Genomic DNA, 19,837 nt, shown 5'->3' on the forward strand with positions numbered 1-19,837 from the left:
TCCTCAATCCTTCACCTAATCGTTTTCCATCCCCTTCTTTTCTGATATAATGGAGCTATCAACAAAGTCGAGGTGCATGTGATGCAAGATATTTATTTCGGAACCTATACCAAACGAGACTCCAAAGGAATTTACAAAGCTTCCTTCGATGAAAGAACTGGTCAGCTTAGCGACTTGCAACTAGTTGCGCAAGAGCCAAATCCAACCTATCTCGCTTTTTCAAAAGCTGGTTTCTTATACAGTGTAGGAGCCGAAGAGGGTCTTGGTGGCATTGCGAGCTTTAACCCTGACCACCAGTTGATTAATCACGTGGTCGAGGAAGGAGCCCCCCTCTGTTATGTCTCTGTTGATGAAGCGCGTGGATTGGTCTATGGAGCTAACTATCACAAGGGGCAAGTCCTCTCTTATCGCATTCATGAGGATGGTCATTTGACCTTGGTCGATCAAGCCACTCATCAGGGTTCTGGACCTCACGAAAACCAAGCTAGTCCTCATGTTCATTATGCAGATCTCACTCCTGATAAACTGCTTATTACTTGTGATTTGGGGACTGATCAAGTAGTGGTCTACCAAGTCGATGATCTTGGGAAACTGACGGAAGCTCAAACCTACCAAACTGCTCCAGGTGCTGGTCCGCGTCATATCATTTTCCATACTCATTACAAGACGACTTACCTGATTAATGAATTAAACGCCACCATCGATGTCCTTTTCTATGATGGACTTGGCTACTTTGAACATTTCCAAACCATCTCCACCCTACCAGAAGATTATGAAGGTCAAAAATGGGCTGCTGCTATTCGCCTCTCCGAGGATGGGAAATTCCTCTATGCCTCAAATCGAGCTCATAACTCCATTGCAGTCTATGAAATCTTGGCAGATGGTAGCCTAGTGCTTCTAGAAATCGTTCCAACCAATGGACTCAATCCACGCGATTTCATTCTTAGTCCAGACCAAGAATACCTCATTGCAGTTCATCAAGATTCAGACAATGCTACTGTTTTTAAACGCGACAATACGAGTGGTAGATTGACTGAATTGAGCCATGATTTCTACGTACCAGAGGCGGTTTGCGTCCTCTTCAACTAAGAATCAAAACGCTTGCTAGTTTAGTTGAAAAATGATTAAATAGTGATATTAATAAATAGTTTATAGGAGAAGCCTCATGAACCCAATGGATTTGTTTAACCAAGTCAAAGAAATGATCGAAAAGAAAGATTTCGATGCTGCTAAAAAATTTATCGATGACAACAAGGAGAACCTTGGTGACTACTTAGAACAAGCGAAAGCCCTTGTTGCTGGAAACGATCTCGTCAGCGGTGCTGTTGATAAAATCAAAGGCTTGTTCTAATAAAACGATTCCTCAACTATCTAGTTGAGGATTTTTTGTTTGGCTCGATAACAAAAAAGATCTTTGAGAAAACTCAAGGATCTTTTGTATCTAGTTAACTAGATTATTTTTTCAAGTTGTAGAATGATTTCAATCCACGGTATTCAGCTACTTCACCAAGTTGGTCTTCGATACGAAGCAATTGGTTGTATTTAGCGATACGGTCTGTACGTGAAAGTGAACCAGTCTTGATTTGTCCTGCGTTTGTTGCAACTGCGATGTCAGCGATTGTTGAATCTTCAGTTTCACCTGAACGGTGTGATACAACGGCAGTGTAACCAGCTTCTTTAGCCATTTCGATAGCTTCGAAAGTTTCAGTAAGAGTACCGATTTGGTTAACTTTGATAAGGATTGAGTTAGCAGCACCTTCTTTGATACCACGTGCAAGGTAGTCAGTGTTTGTTACGAAGAAGTCGTCACCAACAAGTTGTACTTTCTTACCAAGACGTTCAGTAAGAGCTTTCCAACCATCCCAGTCGTTTTCATCCATACCATCTTCGATAGTGATGATTGGGTATTTGTTAACCAATTCTTCAAGGTAGTCGATTTGTTCTGCAGATGTACGAACAGCAGCGCCTTCACCTTCAAATTTAGTGTAGTCGTATACTTTGCGTTCTTTATCGTAGAATTCTGATGATGCACAGTCAAATCCGATAAATACGTCTTTACCTGGAACATAACCAGCAGCTTCGATAGCAGCAATGATAGTTTCTACACCATCTTCAGTTCCTTCAAAACGAGGAGCGAATCCACCTTCGTCACCTACGGCAGTTTCCAAACCACGAGATTTAAGGATTTTCTTAAGAGCGTGGAAGATTTCAGCACCGTAACGAAGAGCTTCTTTAAATGTTGGAGCACCAACTGGCAAGATCATGAACTCTTGGAAAGCGATTGGAGCATCTGAGTGAGATCCACCGTTGATGATGTTCATCATTGGAGTTGGAAGAACTTTAGTGTTGAATCCACCAAGGTAGCTGTAAAGTGGGATTTCAAGGTAGTCAGCAGCAGCACGAGCTACAGCGATAGACACACCAAGGATTGCGTTTGCACCCAATTTACCTTTGTTAGGAGTACCGTCAAGAGCGATCATTGCACGGTCAATAGCTTGTTGATCACGTACATCGTAACCGATGATAGCTTCAGCAATGATGTTGTTTACATTGTCAACAGCTTTTTGAGTTCCAAGACCACCGTAACGAGATTTGTCACCGTCGCGAAGTTCAACTGCTTCGTGTTCACCAGTAGAAGCTCCTGATGGAACCATACCACGTCCGAAAGCACCTGATTCAGTATAAACTTCTACTTCAAGTGTTGGGTTACCGCGTGAGTCTAGGACTTCGCGAGCGTAAACATCAGTAATAATTGACATTTCTTACTCTCCTTATTGAGTTAAATTTTTTACACCTCTATGATACCTTAAAAATACGCGTTTTTCAAGAAAAAACGTTATCTTTGTGCAGATTTTCCTTAACTTTATCAAGAAATCGCTTTCTTTTTGTTTGCATCAGCCTTTATTCGTTTGGCATTTTCAACCTAAAGTATGATATACTATTCTTATGACTGATCTATCTAAAGAAATTATGGAAAAGGCTAACGGTGGCCTAAAATTAAATCCTGATGAACAGCGTCGCTTTCTAGGTACATTTGAAGAGCGCGTTCTAGGATATGCCGATTTAAAAACAAGCAATAGCCCTCAGCTTCAAAAGGGCTTTTTGAAGGTGCTGAAAAGCTTGAATGAACAAGCTGACCCTCTCTTTGTAAAGATCTCTCCAAATGTTGATTCTAGCGTCCAGTTGAGCTATCTAAAACAAGCAAAAGAATTTGGTTGCCAGGCTACAATTGTTTCGGAGGAACACGACTCCTCTCCTTTTGGGCTCGTGATTCATACAGATGCACCAGTGACCACTACTGACAAGGACATCCGTTCTTCTTTTGCAGATCTCTGGGAGGAAGAAAAGAAACCGACCAAACCTTCTCTTTGGAAGAAATGGTTTGGTTGATCAGAGCTGTCCCTTAGACATTTTATTAGTATTTAACATTAGATAGAAAAAAGCGGTTTAACCGCTTTTTTCTATGCTTAATAGATTACCGATATTTCTAGCTGTAAAGAGAAGATTTCCCCTCGCATCCTTCAGAAGTTGCTCTAAACTATCGGGATATTTCGTAATAGAAAAGGCACCGACTATATTTTCAAATGGGAGACTTGGTAAATCATCTGAAAGACTACCACAAATGGCTATTACTGGGATTCCTTTTGGGGTTCGTCTCGCAACCCCTATCGGAGCTTTCCCGGATAGACTCTGATGGTCCAGTCGTCCTTCACCGACAATAACCAAGTCTGCGTTGGCTACTTTGGAGTCAAAGTCGATCAGATCTAAACAGCTATCGATCCCTGATACCAGTTTCGCTTGCGCGAAGGCATAAAGACCCGCAGCAAGCCCTCCACCAGCTCCCATCCCTGCTTGAGTCAAAATACTTGAACAGTGCTTTTCGTAAAAGCTGTAAATAGCTTGATCCACTTGCTCAAACATATTGGGACTGAGCCCCTTTTGTTTTCCAAAAATATAGGTCGCACCATCTAGTCCACATAAGGGATTGGAAACATCTGCTAAAATCTGTATCTGGACATCATCTGGGACCTTGAACGCTTCCTCTTTACGGATGGAATCCCATTCTAAAAGACTTTGTCCACAGGCCTTTAATTCTCTTCCTTCTCGATCATAGAATTGGTAGCCTAGTCCTACTGCAAGTCCCAGGCCCCCATCATTGGTCGCTGTTCCTCCAACCCCGATATAAATCTCCTTTTTCCCCTGTTTGATTAAATAACAAATCAGTTCACCAATTCCTCGGGTTTCTAGGTCAAGTGGACGGCGTTGATTAACTGGAATTTTTCCTAAACCGATCAAGTCGGCTACTTCAAAGAGAACCAAAGAATCCTTCTCCATATACCGCATTTCTACCGGCTCTCCAAATGGACCTGTGACAAGGGTAAAAGTTTCCTTCAATCCCAATGAGTAGCTGATGGCATCCACTGTCCCTTCCCCACCATCTCCAACAGGACAGGTGTGCGGTTCTACATCGAGGAGAGACTGACGCAAGCCTTCTGCAATAATTTCCGCTACATCTTTCGCAGGTAAGCTTTCTTTGAATGAATCTGGAGCTATTAAAACTTTCATGGACTCATCTCCTTTTTCTATCCTTCCCTTTCCCATCACAGCTTCATTTCCATAAAAAAACATCCAGGAATATTCTCCTGGATGTTTTAGATTAGAATCGGATGGATTCTCTTGTTTTTTCAAATGAGGTAACAAATCTCTCTGTTACTCCTGGTTCAACTGTTTCCAATGCTTCTGAAATGACTTTGAATGAAGCAGGATAGTCGTACTCTTTTTCAAAGATGTACAAGGCTTCATCAAACGCTGCTTGGACATGATCGTCGAATGAACGATAGCGATTTGAGTATTGAAGCAACTGCTCTGTTAGAGTAGCATATTGTACTAATTTGTAAGTTTCTTCCTCTAACTCTGTCATATCGTTGGTCAAAATATCCAGGAGACGGTTGGCGTTTTCGATATTGACACGACGACCTTCTAACTCAGCCAAGAGAGCTTCTGTGTTATCACTTGCAGTGAAGAAGATAGTAAGGAAGGATTGAGGGATTCCAGGTAAGTTACGCTTATCCATGTAACGCTTAATGGCATGTAAACGGTTGGCGTAGATATTTACCTTTTGACGAGCATTTGTGTCGTCTTTCTCAATCTTAGACAAGGTTTCGCTCAAAGCAATTTGATCATCTTCAATCTCTTTCAAACGTTCTTCAATCGCTTCTAACTCTTCTTGAAGGATAGAGTAGGCTTTTTGAGTTTCAGATGTATCCTTCAAGGCATCTTCTACAACGAGCTCTTGAGCAGTTAATTCAGCTTCTAACTCTTTCAAATGATTTTCCTTGAGTTCTTTGCTTTCAAATGTTTTGCTGAGACGTTCAACTTCTTCTGCTAAACTCTTGTTATTTTCCTTCGCATGGGCAAGGTAACCTGGTAAGGCTTTGACCAATTTTTCAACAACTTTGTGTGATTCAATTTCACGAGTGAAAATATCATACAAAGCGTTGATTTCTTCTTGAATTTGCTCATTTTCATAGAGCGCATTATCTAATTCAAGAGCAGCAACATTTTGTAGGTTGGCTTTCAAAGCTGCATGCAATTGTTGGAACCGTGCTTCCAAATCAGTCTCTGTAAAATGATAACCAGATTCCAAAAGTTTGCGATGACCAGCTTCCAAATCTTCCAATTGATCAGGAAGAGTTGTTTGGACATCCTTCACAATTGCAGGAACTTTTTCAACAATATGCGTCAAGGCTACAATGTGGTTTTCAGCTGTATCCAAAATTTCAGCAGCTTCAACAGGGTCACCTGATGAATTCAAGGTTACAAATTTTGAAAACTCAACTTGAATATTTTCAGCTTGCTTCTCAATTTCGGGAAGCGCTGGGCCGTATGCATCTTGATCAGAAGCTACTTGTTTTTGCAAGTTTTCAAACATATCCAAGGCATGAACAACCCGACCGCTATTCATTTCTTCTTTTTCTTTTAATTCAGATAAAGCTTGACGGATGGCCTTGATGTCTTCATCAATTAATTGAACCTGACTCTCAATATTTCCAATTGCTTGCTTGGCTTTTAAAAAGCGGAAAGAATTGTTGTAGCCTTCTGCTTCAAAGAGGTTGTTCTCGATATCAGCAAAAGAATTGAGGGATAGGTCCACCCATTTTTGATTCCATTCACGAAATGCAACTTGACTTTGACCAATCAAATGCATATTCTTCACTTCTTCTACTTCATCATTTACCGGAAGGTTATACAACTCTTCTTTTCGTTCTTCCAGAGATGCCAGTAAGGCTTCGTTACGCTTTCTCAATAAGATTGCCACTACATATCCTAAAATCAAGAGGACCCCAATGACAATAATGAGAATAATTAGTCCACGAGACATATAAAAACTCCTTCATTAAATTACTTGAAAGTAATCGTAGTTATTATATCATAAATATTCGAATAATTGGCAAATATCGCAGAATTTTATACATCAAGTGTACTAAATTCGGCATTTTCTTCGATAAATTCACGACGAGGTTCTACTCGATCCCCCATGAGCATATCAAAGATTTTATCTGCTTCTGCTGCATCATCAACTGTCACACGCGCCATGAGGCGATGTTCTGGGTTCATCGTTGTTTCCCAGAGCTGATGATCATCCATCTCACCCAAACCTTTGTATCGTTGAATCGTTGGTTTGGAACGACCTTCAGAATAGCGCTCCAAGGCTTCAGCCAATTCTGCTTCTTGGTTGGCTCCTGGTTGGATGTATTCTTTGATTTCACTACCGACTTTTACACCATAGATTGGTGGTTGGGCGATGTAAACATAGCCTGCCTCCAAAACTGGTTTCATATAGCGATAGATCAAGGTTAAGAGGAGGGTTCGAATATGGGCTCCATCGACATCGGCATCTGTCATGATGACTAATTTTTGATAACGGGCTTTCGATACGTCAAATTCTGCACCAAAACCGGTTCCCATAGCTGTGAAAAGACTACGAATTTCTTCATTGGCTAAAATCTTGTCCATGCTGGCTTTTTCCACGTTGAGGATTTTCCCTCGAATAGGGAGAATCGCCTGGAACTCCCGGTTTCGACCTGATTTAGCAGATCCTCCGGCAGAGTCTCCTTCAACGATGAAGAGTTCTGTCTCAGCTGGATTGTTAGATGAACAGTCTGCTAATTTACCAGGAAGGTTTGAGATTTCTAAACCAGATTTCTTACGGGTGACTTCACGGGCGCGCTTAGCAGCAACACGCGCTTTGGCAGCCAAAATTCCCTTTTCGACAATTTTCTTAGCAATCTGCGGATTTTCCAACAAGAAATCAGAGAAGGCATCGCTGAACAAGCGGTTGGTAATCTTCACCACTTCAGAGTTTCCAAGTTTGGTCTTGGTTTGTCCTTCAAACTGTGGATTTGGATGTTTGACAGAAATCACTGCCGTCAACCCTTCCCGGACATCTTCCCCTGTTAGATTTTCTTCATTGTCTTTGAGAAGTTTATTCTTACGCGCATAGTCGTTGATAACACGGGTCAAAGCTGTACGGAAACCTTGTTCATGAGTCCCCCCTTCATGGGTATGGATGTTATTGGCAAAACTCATGACGGTTTCGTGGTAACCAGTCGTATACTGCATGGCTACTTCAACCGTGATATCATCCAATTCTCCATCGGTATAAATCGGAGTTTCGAAGATGACATCCTTGTTTTCGTTGATGTATTCTACATAACTAGCAATCCCACCCTCATAGTGGTAATCTTTTGTTTGCTCCTGCCCTTCACGCTTGTCTGTGATCGAGATCCGTAAGCCACGGTTCAAGAAGGCTAGCTCTTGAATCCGTTTGTTCAACTTGTCAAAGTCAAATTCAGTGGTTTCTGTGAAAATCTCTGGGTCTGGAGTAAAATGAACGGTTGTACCAGTTCGATCAGTTTCACCGATCACTTCAAGATCTGCAACGACTTGCCCACGTTTGTATTCTTGGTAATGAATTTGGCCATTCTTATGGACGTGAACATCTAACTGAGTCGACAAGGCATTTACGACGGATGATCCAACTCCATGGAGTCCACCTGAAACCTTGTACCCACCACCGCCAAATTTTCCTCCCGCATGGAGAACGGTAAAGACAGTCTCAACCGCTGGACGACCCGTTTTTTCTTGAATGTCAACCGGAATCCCCCGTCCATCATCGACGACTGTAATCGAATTGTCCGCTTCGATAAAGACTTCGATATGGCTAGCAAATCCTGCAAGGGCCTCATCGATTGAGTTATCGACGATTTCCCAGACCAAATGGTGAAGACCTTCTTTAGAAGTGGATCCAATATACATCCCCGGACGCATCCGAACTGCTTCTAAACCTTCTAAAACCTGAATCTGACTGGCATCATATTCTTGACCAGTCGTTTCTTGCTTCAATTCTTCTGTCATTCTTTCCCTTTTCTAATTAAAAATATAGGCACTTAATTGATCCATTGAGTCGAACAAATAGGTCGCCATGCCAGCTCTCTGACCAGCTTCGATATCAATCGGGCGATCTCCAATCACCAAGCCAGACTCAATCGCATACTTGTCTTTTAGATACAACATGGACGTAGGATCTGGTTTACGTGGAAAACCATCATCAGCTGTCACAACTTCTGTAAAGTAATGACGAATCCCTGTTTTTTCTAAGATGGTCTCTACATGATGGTCACGGTGAGAAACCAAAAAATGACGGGCTCCGACTGCTGTCAGACGATGCAATAACTCCTCAGTCCCCTCGAATAAGCAGGGGATTTCAAGAGCTTCTTTCTCTCGCTGTTTATACTCTCCCAAAAAGTCTGGAAGGTCTGAGGCAAACTGCTGAACAGCATAATCCGTGGAAACCTTTAAAGCTGCATAAACGGAATCATGATCAGCCTCCCTTTGGAAATACTTTAAGGTCGCTACAAAAGCTTTTGTAGAGATCTCATAATTGTCCAATAAAGTCCCACCAAGATCCCATATAAAATCATGATAATCCATAGCTTCAATTATACCATAATTTTCAAAAAATTGCTTGTAAAGTCAATGTTTTCACGGTTTTTTTACAGTCATCTCCCACCTGTTTTACTTTCATTCAGAAAGCATTTACATTTTGGCAAAAGTAGCCTATAAAAAAATGAAGACAGGAATTTTCCTACCTTCATTTTTCTTCTCAACAACTATGGGGCCGATGTTCCAAAAACATCTTGATAGAGCATCCCTTCTCTCAATGCTGTGGCATCTCCACCAAAATGGTTGACCAGGGCATAGGAAAAAGCAAGTGCTGTTGCAGGACCCCGACTGGTCAAAATGTGACCATCCTGAACCACTGCTTCCTTCACATAATGCTCTCTTCCAATTTCTTTTTCGAAGCCATCATAGCAGGTATAGCGTTTTTCATCAAGTAGTCCAGCTCGATCCAACACAATCGGAGCTGCACAAATAGCTGCTAGACTTTTTCCTTGGTCATGGGCTTCTTTTAAAGACTGGATCAAGCCTTCATGGTCGCGTAGATTTGCTGCTCCCGGCATCCCTCCTGGAAGGACAATGCCATCAAAATGATCCAACGAACCAGACCAGACCTCATCTACCTTCACTGTGATCCCATGAGAACCTGTCACTTCTGGATCAAATCCAACCATCAAACACTCGATTGCTGCTCTTCGCAAGACATCGACAACGGTCAGAGCTTCGATTTCCTCGAAACCATTTGCTAACATCACTGCTACTTTTGTCATATCAAATTATTCCTTTCTCGTGTAGTCGACTCAATTGTTTCTGTCTCAAGAGTCGACTTTCTTTTTTCCGTTCTTCACTCACCCTATTTTGATGGCTCATGGATAACAATAAGCCAATCCCAATGAGGTTACTCACAATAGCGGATCCTCCTTGTGAGATAAAAGGCAAGGGAATTCCAGTGAGAGGCAAGATTCCAGTTACAGCCCCAATATTCTCAAATATGTGGAAGACCAGCATCATGATGAAACCAGTTGAGATATAGGTGTAAAATTGATTATTGGATTTCAGGGTAATGCGCAACATCTTATAAACTAGAAACATGTATAAGAGAAGGAGACACAGTCCTCCTACAAACCCAAAATCTTCCGCGATGACCGTAAAAATCATATCACTCTCCCTGACCGGGATTAACAGATTGGATACATTAAAACCTTGCCCCAATAGACCACCGCTTGCAATGGCCAGCTGTCCCTGAGCCTGTTGGAAGGTCATGGTTTGTGCATAATCAAAAGGATTCAACCAGGCTAAAATGCGGTTCATCTGATAGGTGGGCATCCCCAGAGTTTGATGGAGAAAAGCCCGCCCACCGTCGGATAAAAAGACGGCCAAAAAGAGAGCAATTCCACCTGCGAGGGTCAAAAAGACTGGTAAAATGATTTTCCAAGAGACCCCTGAAATAAGGACTACTCCTGAGAAGATAGCCATAAATACCAAGGAGGTTCCAAAATCATGTTGAAAGGCTAGAAGCCCTAGGACCGGTATGGTATAGGCAGCAATTTGGAGAATGAGAAAAAAGTCTTTTTTTAGCGTCCGATTTTCTTCCCTATTGTTTCGTAAAAAATGAACAATCGCACGAGAGACCATCAAGATATAAGAAATTTTCATAAACTCTGATGGCTGAAAAAGGCTGATCCCCTTGTAGGCCACCCAGTTTTTAGAACCGGTCGAAGCAACCAGATTTGGGTTGTAAAAATAAAGGGGCAAGACCATTAAGACCAAGCCAAAGACATACAAGTAAGGCGTTACTTTCCATAAAAATTCTGTATTAAAGAGCATAACGACAAAACTAATCATACATCCTAAAACAATCCAGGCAACCTGTTGGCCTAAAATAGACCAAACCAAGTCAGGATAATCATTCGAAACTGCAATGTAGACTGCCACCACACCAAATGCTAATAATAACAAAACAGTGGTGATCAAGGAGAAATCTCCTCTAAGTTTGAAAGACTGACGTCTCTTCATTTCATCTCCCTTTCATTTAGATTCCTAAAACGTGTTGAAGTAGCAAACTAGAAATGGACACAGCTACCCAGGCCACAAGGCCGATGAGGAGAGGAGCCACCCCCTGCTTACGGAAGGCCTGAATAGACACTTGACTTCCAATGCCAACCAAGGCCATAGCCATTAAATATTGTGACAACCATTTACAGAAGGGAATCCAAGAATTTGGAAACCAGCCAAAGGACGTCACTAAAGAAGCCAAAAGGAAGTAGAAAATAAACCAAGGAACAATTTTACTCAATGCCACTTGCTTCCCTTCTCGATCCTGTTTCGACCGTCCTAGAAGTTTTAGTCCCAACATCCCAAAACAGATTGGAATAATCATCAAAGCTCGGGTCAACTTCACAACCGTAGCCACTTCACCCGCTGCTTTACTATAGGAAAATGCGGCCGCTACAACAGATGAGGTATCATTAATGGCTGTTCCTGCCCAAAAACCAAATTGCCGATCCGTCATAGCAAGGAGGTGACCAAAGAATGGAAAGAGGAAAACCGCTAGGATATTAAAGAAAAAGATGGTCGACATAGACAGAGCGATTTCATTTTCATCAGCTTCTAGAACGGGAGAGGCTGCCGCGATTGCAGAGCCTCCACAAATAGCTGTCCCCATTCCAACCAAGGCTGTTAAGATCTTCGGAGCTTTTAAGAGGTAGCCCATTGCAAAAGCAGAGAAAAAGGCAATACTGATGGTCGGTAGACTAATGACCAAAGAAGACAGGCCCAATTGGGTCACCTTTTGAAAGGACATGGTAAAGCCCATCAAGATAATGGAATATTGCAAGAGTTTTTTCCCCGAATAGGCTAGACCCGGCCTACTATTTTGAGGCAAGAGTTGACTAGCATTCAAGAGGATCCCACATAGGATAGCAAAAAGACTAGAGCCAAGGATAGGTACTGCTTTTCCTAACACCATAGATAGTCCTGCTGTAAGAGCGGCTAGCAAGACACCGGGAACATACTGAGTTCCATTGGGTTTTTGATTCATGTTAACTCCTAAATTGTTCAACAACTTCTTTTACTTCTCCTGTCTTAGCAATGACAAGAGGAGCTATTTTCTCTAAACTAGCTTGAATCTTCGAACCATATTGACGATTTAATAAGCGTTGATCTAATAAAATGACCAGAGATTCTTGCTCGCTCGAACGACTCGAGCGTCCAAGAGCCTGCTTCAAGCGTAAGATAGCTAGTGGCAAACTATAATCATAGAAAGGATTTTTCCCTTCTAGGCGCAAGGTTTCATGCAGCTTTTGTACAAAGAAATCACTTGGATTATCAAAAGGAATGCGAGGAATGACTTGAATGATTTTTGCTTGCTGGGCAAAATCGACCCCTTCCCAAAAACTACCGGATCCTAAAAGGACGGAAGCTTCCCCTCTATCAAATCGGCGTTTAATAGTTGCTGCTTCACCATTCTTATACTGAGCCAGATGACCCACTGTCATCAGCTGAGAAGTTGCTAAAAGCAAGTCCTTGGAAGTGAACAAGGCAAAGAGAGGCAAGCCAGTAGCTGCTAGATCATCCAAATAACTTGCTAAAGAGCCAGCTAATTCCTCTTGCGTCAAATTGGTCAAATCAGGAAATTCTCGATCGATGAAGATGGTTTGCCCTTGATGGTAGGACAGTTCTTTCCCAATGAATTGGTAATTCTCAATTCCTAAAATCGAGGCTAGATTGACCTTTTTACTAATGGATAAGGTAGCTGAGACCAAGAGAAGTCTGGTAGTTGTTGGAATAAAGTCTTGAAGGGAAACCAAGCCCTCTCTTCCAGACTGCAAGCGAATTATCAGATGCTGATTCTCTTGTGTACGATCAATCCAAAAAATTTGAAAACGAGGATCAAAGACCGTTTTTAATGCAGCCAAGACTGGACTATCTAGTTCAGATAAATCCTGGCGAATTTTTTTCACCTGTTCCGCTGTTAGTTCGACCTTTCTGCTACCCGATTCAAGATGCTTGAGTAGAGCATTCAATTCAAATTGGAGACTTTCAAGGATCCGTCGTTTCAGCAAGGATTTTTCTATTTCTATCTCCCGTTGCAGATCTAGCATGAAATCTGATAATGATAAGGAAGCCCTTGAAAACTGCTCCAATGAAAAATAAAGTTTTTGTGCTTCATCCACCACTAGAGTCCGATTTTCTACTAGAGAAGGATCATCCTCTAATCGAGTCAATAAATAAGCATGATTAGTGAGCAAGACTCGACTCATTTTAGCTTTTTCTTGACCGAGACGCCAAAAATCTTCTGTGTAAAATAAAGATTTTTTTGATAGCTTCCCATCATGACGGATTCGTTGAACAAAATTCCCGTAACGATGGAGCTGTCCCACTTCGTTTAGATCACCCGTCCTTGTTTGGGTCAACCAGACTAGCAATTGCATTTTGAACCGATTCCAGAGGCGATTATCCTCAGGTTCATGCAAGATTCGAAAGAACTCACCCAGTTTTAAATAATTTTGAGGACTCTTCAGGCTATGAAAAGAAGTCTGAAAAACGTCCTCAATCGTCTTAGCTTCCTGTTGCATGATTTGGTCTTGTAAGACCTTGGTTGGAACACTGACAACAATCTGGTCCTTTGTATGCGCTAGTAAGGGAAGGAGATAGCCATAGGTTTTTCCAATCCCAGTAGGTCCCTCGATAAAGGTTGCTACTTCTCTTGAAGACTGAAGACTTTCTTCAATTGACTGGGCAAACTCTTGCTGCAAGGGACGGGGTTCCATGCCCATTAACTGGATATTAATAGCAAACTGATCAGAAAAATTCTTGGCATCTCTTTTGATCAGTGGCTTACGAAGAAAAATCCCATGGTGAGATGTCAAGTCCTCTTTATGAAAAGCTCCCGCATCCTCGAATGCATCCTCTATCAAGAGTCTCGACTCGTAAATCAGATTATCAGAAAATGACAGCAAGGTTTCAACCAATTCTCTTGGTAAGGAAGCAATCGTTTCACGAAGCTTAAGAAATAGCTGGGCGGTTGCTTCCGCATCAGAAATAGCTGAGTGAGCATGGTCTAGAGGAATCGCCAATTCTTCACACAGGCTACTTAAATTATATCTTTCTAGGGTTGGGAAAAAGACTTGGGCCAATTCAACCGTATCGATCCGGGGGGTTATGAGCTCAAAGCCTTCCCAAAACAATGATTCTGCCAAGAGATTGGCATCAAATTTGACATTATGAGCCACAAAGACAGCATCTTCAATCAGTTCGTATACTTGTCTGGCTACCTGTGAAAAGTCAGGGGCCTTCTTTAGTTGCTGATTGGTAATCCCAGTCAGTTGGCGAATATGTTCGTCTAGTTCCTCATGGGGGTTGACATAAGTCTCATAGGTCTCTACAATCTGCCCATCTTGAATGATGACAATCCCGATTTGAATAATTTTTGCATTGCTGCTTGCACTGGTCGCTTCCAGGTCCACGACAGCATATTTTCTTTTAACATTCGTCGTCATAGCACTTAAAATTATATCATTTTCCGAGTCGCTTTGCTTGGTATTTTATGACATTGAAGAGGCCAAATCCAGCCAAGCGACGATTCTTCGGTTTCTAGAGGCGTTTTAGTCAGCTATTTTACAATATTTTTGATAGACTAATAGAGAAAGGAGCTCTTATGAAAATCCACCGCATTGTCAATCCCATCGCTTATGAAAACACCTACTTGCTTGAAAACGAGGACTATCTTTTGGTCGTTGATCCCGGGAGTGCTTGGGAACAAATTCGTAGCCGCATCGATCAACTCGCAAAACCAATTGCTGCTATTCTCCTCACCCATACCCACTACGACCATATCATGAGCTTAGAAAGGGTGCGGGAAACTTATGGCCATCCACCTGTTTATGTAGATGCTCATGAAGCAGCCTGGCTTCAAAGTCCTGTGGACAATCTTTCCGGTTTAGACCGTCATTCTGATTTAATGGATGTGGTCTGCCAGCCAGCCGAAGAGCATTTTGACTATCAAACAGCTTATCATTTGAAGGACTTCCATTTTTATGTCCTTCACACACCTGGACATTCCATCGGAGGGGTCTCTTTGGTCTTTCCTGATGACCACCTTGTCTTGACAGGAGATGCCCTTTTCCGAGAAACCATTGGACGGACCGATTTGCCGACAGGAAGTGGTCCCCAACTCCTTGAAAGTATTGAGATACAGTTGCTCACTCTTCCATCCTCTTACGCAGTATACCCAGGACATGGGAATGATACCACTATCGGTCATGAAAAAATGTTTAATCCCTTCTTTCGAAATCGATAAAAAAGGAAGTTCTTTTGAACTTCCTTTTTTGTATAATCTTAAATCTTCAAGAAACGTCTCATTGAAATAGATGAGCCAAGTGCTCCAATTAAAATACCGAGACCAAACAGTCCTCCGACCATAATCGGAACAAGAAGGTTTGGACTATATAAGAACAATTTCTGATCTTGTAGAGTATTGTACATAGACTTGTAGACAATATTATAGACATAATAAAGCAAGAGAGCTGGTGGAATTGCACCAATCAAGCCAATCCAGGCACCTTCCAAAAGGAATGGAGCACGAATATAGCCACTCTTAGCACCAACCAGACGCATAATCTTGATTTCTCGACTTCGTGAAATAATGGTAATCCGAATCGTATTAGAAATCAAGAAGACCGCGATAAAGATTAGTAAACCAGCACCAATCAAGCCCCAAATACGGATGAAGTTTCCGAGAGCAAAGAGGCGTTGAGTATCAACTCCCCCATCTTTTACTTCAGATACCCCTTCGATCTTCTTAGCGGCTTTAGAAACTTCTTTTACGTACTTAGGAGCCGTTGTCTCTACAAAATAGGCATCATAGAGTGGATTGGCATCCCCGTCAAAAATTTTCCAGTTGTTACCAGCAGTCTTGATCAAGTTTTCATATTGTTCTTCCTTGCTAGAGAACTCAACTTTATCAACATTCTTCATGGCTGTCAACGCATTATAGACTTTCTTGTAGTCCTCATTATCAACCATCTGGCCTTCTTTTTCGATCTGCTGGCTTTGATCTTGGATATCCTTGCGCATATAGACAACAATCCGTACACTATTTTGAATATCATCTGATAGCTTGATCGTATTCGCAATAACTGAGGCAAAAATCGCTACAAGTCCAAGTGTAATCATCACCGAACTAACCGCAGCAATGGTCATCCAGCCATTCCGTTTTAAACTTTTAAATGATTCAATGAGATGGCGGAAAAATCTTCTAATCATCGTATCCGTACTCTCCTTCCGCTTCATCCCGTACAACACGGCCATTTTCAATGGCGATAACACGGTGACGAAGTGTATTTACAATTTGGCTATTATGAGTCGCCATCAAAACAGTGGTACCTTGCAAATTAATTCGCTCTAAGAGGTTCATAATTTCCCAAGAGTTATCTGGGTCCAAGTTCCCTGTTGGTTCGTCCGCAATCAATACTTTAGGATTGTTGACGATGGAACGCGCGATAGCGATCCGTTGTTGCTCACCACCTGAAAGCTCATTTGGGAATGAACGAACCTTGTGTTTCAAACCAACAAGGTCTAAAACTTCCATTACGCGTTTTTTAATGTTGCGACGACGCTCTCCGATTACTTCCATTGCGTAGGCAATATTTTCATAAACGGTCTTTTTAGGAAGCAATTTGTAATCTTGGAAGACTACCCCAACGTTCCGACGCAACATCGGAATATCGCGTTTTTTGATTTTATCTAAATCAAAACCAGCAACTTTCAAGCTACCTTTATCATGCTTCACCTCACGGTAAAGCAAGCGAATAAAGGTTGATTTACCTGCACCAGAAGGTCCTACAATATAGGCAAATTCTCCTGGTTCAATATGAACGGTCACTCCTCGAAGAGCTGTCGTTCCGTTGTCATACTTTTTGACAACATCTTTCATTTCAATCATTGACATGTATTGAAAATTCCTTTCCACATTTTATATAGAAGGAGGACTTTAATTGAGACGCCATTTTAAATAGGCATCAATAAAGCCATCAATATCTCCGTCCATTACTTTATCAACTTGGGCTACTTCATAGCTTGTACGGTGATCCTTCACCATGGTATATGGTGTAAAGACGTAGGAGCGAATCTGACTTCCCCAGGTGATTTCTTTTTTATCACCCTTTAAGGAATCCACTTCAGCTGCCTTCTTTTCTTGCTCCAATTGATAAAGTTTCGCCTGCAACATTTTCATTGCACGGTCACGGTTTCCGTACTGAGTCCGGTCAACAGTCGAAGCAACTACAATCCCTGTTGGGATGTGAGTCAAACGAACACCTGTAGAAACCTTATTGACATTTTGTCCACCAGCTCCACCCGAACGGAAGGTATCCATCTTGATATCATCATCTCGGACTTCAACTTCAATGGTATCATCCAATTCTGGCATGACTTCAACTGATGTGAAGGATGTATGGCGACGTTTAGCTGAGTCGAATGGCGAGATCCGTACCAAACGGTGAACGCCCATTTCAGATTTCAACAAGCCATAGGCATGCGGTCCTTCGAAAGACAAGGTAACGGATTTAATCCCAGCCTCGTCTCCTGCCTGGTAGTCCAAAACTTCCACCTTGAAACCATGAGCATTTCCGAAGCGGGTATACATCCGAAGAAGCATATCTCCCCAGTCCTGAGCCTCAGTACCACCAGATCCCGGATGGATTTCCAAGATTGCATTATTATTATCATAGGGTTCTGATAAGAGAAGCATCATCTCATAACTGGTCATCATCTTATCCAACTCTATCAACTTCTCTTCTAGCTCTTCGTGAACGGATTCATCTTCTGAGAGAAACTCAAGAAGGATTTCGGATTCATCAAACAAGTCTGTCATTTGATGGAAATTCTCATAGGTTTGTTTCAACTCATTTAATTCCTGGGACGTTTTTTGCGCCGCAATATTATCATCCCAAAAATCAGGTTCTGTCATTTTGTTTTCCAAAATGGCAATTTCTTCTTCCAGACCCTCTAAGTCAAAGAGACCCCCTGAAAGAAGCTAATTTTTCACGATTCGCGTCAATTTTCTGACGGATTTCTGAAATATCCATAAGTACCTCTTTCTAAGTATCAGTCTATTATACCACAAACCCCGTCATTTGCACATAGTAAGAGATAGTAAGAATGGTTTACCCTACAAAAATCGCATAAAATCAGTTCGTTGTCACCTCCCTTGTTACATAATTGTTAGATTTGTTACATGTTGGTTACCTTTCTCTTTCTCATCAACTTATGATACACTAGTGATATGACACGTATTGGTTTTATGAGTGACCTGCACCTGGATTCCAATCAGTTGGGCGAGGCCGAACGCATGCAACTCCTGCAGGTCCTACAAGAAGAACAAATTGACCACCTTCATCTAGCTGGAGACATCTCTAATGACTTTAAACAGATAAGCCTTCCCTTCATTCAGGACCTCCAAAGACAGCTTCCTGTCTCCTTTAACCTGGGCAATCACGATATGCTATTTCTTTCAGAAGAAGAAATCAAACAGTACGATTTTCAGGTCCAAACCTTTGGGGATAACCATTTAGTATCTCTTGCTGGATGGTACGATTATAGCTTTGTTCCTGAAAAGAGCAAGGAGGCCCATCTACGTACCAAGAATACTTTCTGGTTTGATCGAAGATTGGAACGTCCTTTAGATGATCCAACCATCACCCAAGAAGTTCTCTTCCGATTGGATCAGGTCCTCGCTTCTTTAGATGGTAGAATCATCGTCGCTCTTCACTTTGTCCCCCACAAGGACTTCCTCGTTAGTCACCCCTACTTTCAGAAATTCAACGCCTTCTTAGGTAGTCAAGCTTTTCACGATCTCTTTGTAAAGCACGAGGTAGCGGATGTCGTCTTCGGACACTTGCATCATCGCCATCCTTCCAGAGCCATCGATAACGTCCATTATCACATGCGGCCTCTTGGCTATATTCGAGAATGGCAACTGACAGAAGACTTTTTCAAAGTCTATCCACAGTACAAGATCCCTCACATGTATCGTCTTCATAAACGCTACAACGCTGTGAAAGACTTACCTGAATTTCATCAATACAAAAGACAACAGTTAGCAAGCGAATTTCGTCAGGCTTTAACCATCCTTGACTGCTAAAAAGAAAAAGATTTCGACCCCATAGGGAATCGAAATCTTTTTTTCGTTAAAATAGCTTAAGCTTCAGTTTCAAGGAGATTCTTTGCAACAAGCGCTGCCAAGACTCCACCAACGATTGGAGCAAGGATAAAGATCCAAATTTGTTGGAGGGCTGCACCACCTACAAAGAGTGCAGGAGCCAAGCTACGAGCCGGGTTAACAGAAAGACCTGTAATGTTCAAACCCACAAGAATGATCAAGGTCAAGCTCAAACCGATGACAAGACCAGCAATCTTCCCGTTTCCTTTAGAAGCTGATGTCACTGTCATGATGACCAAGATAAAGATAAAGGATGCAATCACTTCAAACAAGAAACCGCCAAATGGAGTTACTCCTTTAGCCAAGGCATTTTCACCAAGACTAGTGGTTGACATACCGGAATTGGACAAAAGGAAGAAGACAGAAGCAGTTGCAAGGAAAGCTCCTACTACTTGCGCTACAATGTAGTTGACTAAGTCTTTTGAAGACAAGCGTTTGTTGACAAACATAGCAATCGAAACAGCAGGATTCAAGTGAGCACCAGAAACAGTCCCAATAGAGTATGCAGCTGCAACAATGGACAAACCAAATGCCAAGGCAATTCCTAAATGCCCAAGACCTTCTGTCCCATTTCCAAAAACAACTGCGCCAGTCCCGATAAAGACAAGCATAAATGTGCCGATTACTTCAGCAAAAAACTTTTTCATAATATAA

At 41.9% G+C, this 19,837-nt stretch carries 18 protein-coding genes; 5 read left to right on the forward strand and 13 right to left on the reverse strand.

Translation table 11 applies throughout. The features are described 5' to 3' along the window. Positions 1 to 78: 78 nt before the first annotated feature. Positions 79 to 1,089 (forward strand): lactonase family protein, encoded by a 1,011-nt coding sequence (locus QZ158_RS01580; RefSeq protein WP_293873732.1) that lies wholly within the window; start codon positions 79 to 81, stop codon positions 1,087 to 1,089. 76 nt (positions 1,090 to 1,165) lie between these two features. After that, positions 1,166 to 1,351, forward strand: a complete 186-nt coding sequence (locus QZ158_RS01585) for a hypothetical protein (protein WP_135782540.1) — start codon at positions 1,166 to 1,168, stop codon at positions 1,349 to 1,351. Positions 1,352 to 1,454: 103 nt separating this feature from the next. Here the strand turns inward: QZ158_RS01585 and eno are convergent, their stop codons facing one another. After that, complete coding sequence (gene eno, locus QZ158_RS01590) at positions 1,455 to 2,759, reverse strand: surface-displayed alpha-enolase (protein WP_293873737.1); 1,305 nt, start codon at positions 2,757 to 2,759, stop codon at positions 1,455 to 1,457. A 187-nt stretch (positions 2,760 to 2,946) separates the two neighbouring features. Between eno and QZ158_RS01595 the strand changes: the two genes are divergently transcribed. After that, positions 2,947 to 3,390: a DUF1694 domain-containing protein gene (locus QZ158_RS01595; RefSeq protein WP_293873740.1), complete on the forward strand. Its 444-nt coding sequence runs from the start codon at positions 2,947 to 2,949 to the stop codon at positions 3,388 to 3,390. A 57-nt stretch (positions 3,391 to 3,447) separates the two neighbouring features. Here QZ158_RS01595 and QZ158_RS01600 read toward each other — a convergent pair whose 3' ends face one another. The 8 genes from QZ158_RS01600 to QZ158_RS01635 all read right to left on the reverse strand — a co-directional run bounded on the left by QZ158_RS01600 (position 3,448) and on the right by QZ158_RS01635 (position 14,462). Then, complete coding sequence (locus QZ158_RS01600) at positions 3,448 to 4,566, reverse strand: glycerate kinase (RefSeq protein WP_293873743.1); 1,119 nt, start codon at positions 4,564 to 4,566, stop codon at positions 3,448 to 3,450. Positions 4,567 to 4,657: 91 nt separating this feature from the next. Next, the gene (gene ezrA, locus QZ158_RS01605; RefSeq protein WP_293873746.1) at positions 4,658 to 6,382 is read right to left on the reverse strand and encodes a septation ring formation regulator EzrA; all 1,725 of its coding nucleotides are present in this window, start codon (positions 6,380 to 6,382) and stop codon (positions 4,658 to 4,660) included. A gap of 86 nt (positions 6,383 to 6,468) precedes the next feature. Then, a complete protein-coding gene (gyrB, locus tag QZ158_RS01610) occupies positions 6,469 to 8,418 on the reverse strand; it encodes a DNA topoisomerase (ATP-hydrolyzing) subunit B (protein ID WP_293873749.1) in 1,950 nt (649 codons plus the stop codon). 12 nt (positions 8,419 to 8,430) lie between these two features. Beyond that, positions 8,431 to 8,994, reverse strand: a complete 564-nt coding sequence (locus tag QZ158_RS01615) for an HAD-IA family hydrolase (protein WP_293873752.1) — start codon at positions 8,992 to 8,994, stop codon at positions 8,431 to 8,433. Between the two features lie 179 nt (positions 8,995 to 9,173). Then, positions 9,174 to 9,731 carry a DJ-1 family glyoxalase III gene (locus tag QZ158_RS01620; RefSeq protein WP_293873755.1) on the reverse strand — a complete coding sequence of 186 codons (558 nt, stop codon included), beginning with the start codon at positions 9,729 to 9,731 and terminating at the stop codon, positions 9,174 to 9,176. A gap of 1 nt (position 9,732) precedes the next feature. After that, entirely contained in the window at positions 9,733 to 10,977 is a 1,245-nt protein-coding gene (locus QZ158_RS01625; protein WP_048789357.1) for an FtsW/RodA/SpoVE family cell cycle protein, read from the reverse strand. A 16-nt stretch (positions 10,978 to 10,993) separates the two neighbouring features. Beyond that, positions 10,994 to 12,001: a YeiH family protein gene (locus QZ158_RS01630; RefSeq protein WP_293873763.1), complete on the reverse strand. Its 1,008-nt coding sequence runs from the start codon at positions 11,999 to 12,001 to the stop codon at positions 10,994 to 10,996. Position 12,002: 1 nt separating this feature from the next. Next, entirely contained in the window at positions 12,003 to 14,462 is a 2,460-nt protein-coding gene (locus tag QZ158_RS01635; RefSeq protein WP_293873766.1) for a bifunctional DnaQ family exonuclease/ATP-dependent helicase, read from the reverse strand. A 158-nt stretch (positions 14,463 to 14,620) separates the two neighbouring features. Here QZ158_RS01635 and QZ158_RS01640 point away from each other — a divergent pair, with 158 nt between their 5' ends. After that, entirely contained in the window at positions 14,621 to 15,262 is a 642-nt protein-coding gene (locus QZ158_RS01640) for an MBL fold metallo-hydrolase (RefSeq protein WP_293873769.1), read from the forward strand. Between the two features lie 38 nt (positions 15,263 to 15,300). Here the strand turns inward: QZ158_RS01640 and ftsX are convergent, their stop codons facing one another. The 3 genes from ftsX to prfB form a co-directional block, all read right to left on the reverse strand. After that, complete coding sequence (gene ftsX / locus QZ158_RS01645; protein ID WP_195348348.1) at positions 15,301 to 16,227, reverse strand: permease-like cell division protein FtsX; 927 nt, start codon at positions 16,225 to 16,227, stop codon at positions 15,301 to 15,303. After that, positions 16,220 to 16,912: a cell division ATP-binding protein FtsE gene (ftsE, locus tag QZ158_RS01650; protein WP_293873777.1), complete on the reverse strand. Its 693-nt coding sequence runs from the start codon at positions 16,910 to 16,912 to the stop codon at positions 16,220 to 16,222. Before ftsE ends, ftsX begins: the two co-directional genes overlap by 8 nt. Before the next feature lie 42 nt (positions 16,913 to 16,954). Beyond that, a protein-coding gene (gene prfB / locus QZ158_RS01655) for a peptide chain release factor 2 (protein ID WP_293873780.1) occupies positions 16,955 to 18,050 on the reverse strand; the annotation gives its coding sequence in 2 pieces (ribosomal slippage) (positions 16,955 to 17,977 and positions 17,979 to 18,050; 1,095 coding nt in all). Positions 18,051 to 18,247: 197 nt separating this feature from the next. On the opposite strand from prfB, the gene QZ158_RS01660 reads away from it, so the two are divergent. Next, positions 18,248 to 19,105 carry a metallophosphoesterase gene (locus tag QZ158_RS01660; RefSeq protein WP_293873782.1) on the forward strand — a complete coding sequence of 286 codons (858 nt, stop codon included), beginning with the start codon at positions 18,248 to 18,250 and terminating at the stop codon, positions 19,103 to 19,105. Positions 19,106 to 19,161: 56 nt separating this feature from the next. Here QZ158_RS01660 and QZ158_RS01665 read toward each other — a convergent pair whose 3' ends face one another. Then, complete coding sequence (locus QZ158_RS01665) at positions 19,162 to 19,830, reverse strand: MIP/aquaporin family protein (protein WP_293873785.1); 669 nt, start codon at positions 19,828 to 19,830, stop codon at positions 19,162 to 19,164. Positions 19,831 to 19,837 lie beyond the last annotated feature (7 nt).

This window comes from Streptococcus sp. A12 (assembly GCF_905372335.1).
In the GTDB taxonomy this organism is placed as follows: Bacteria; Bacillota; Bacilli; order Lactobacillales; family Streptococcaceae; genus Streptococcus.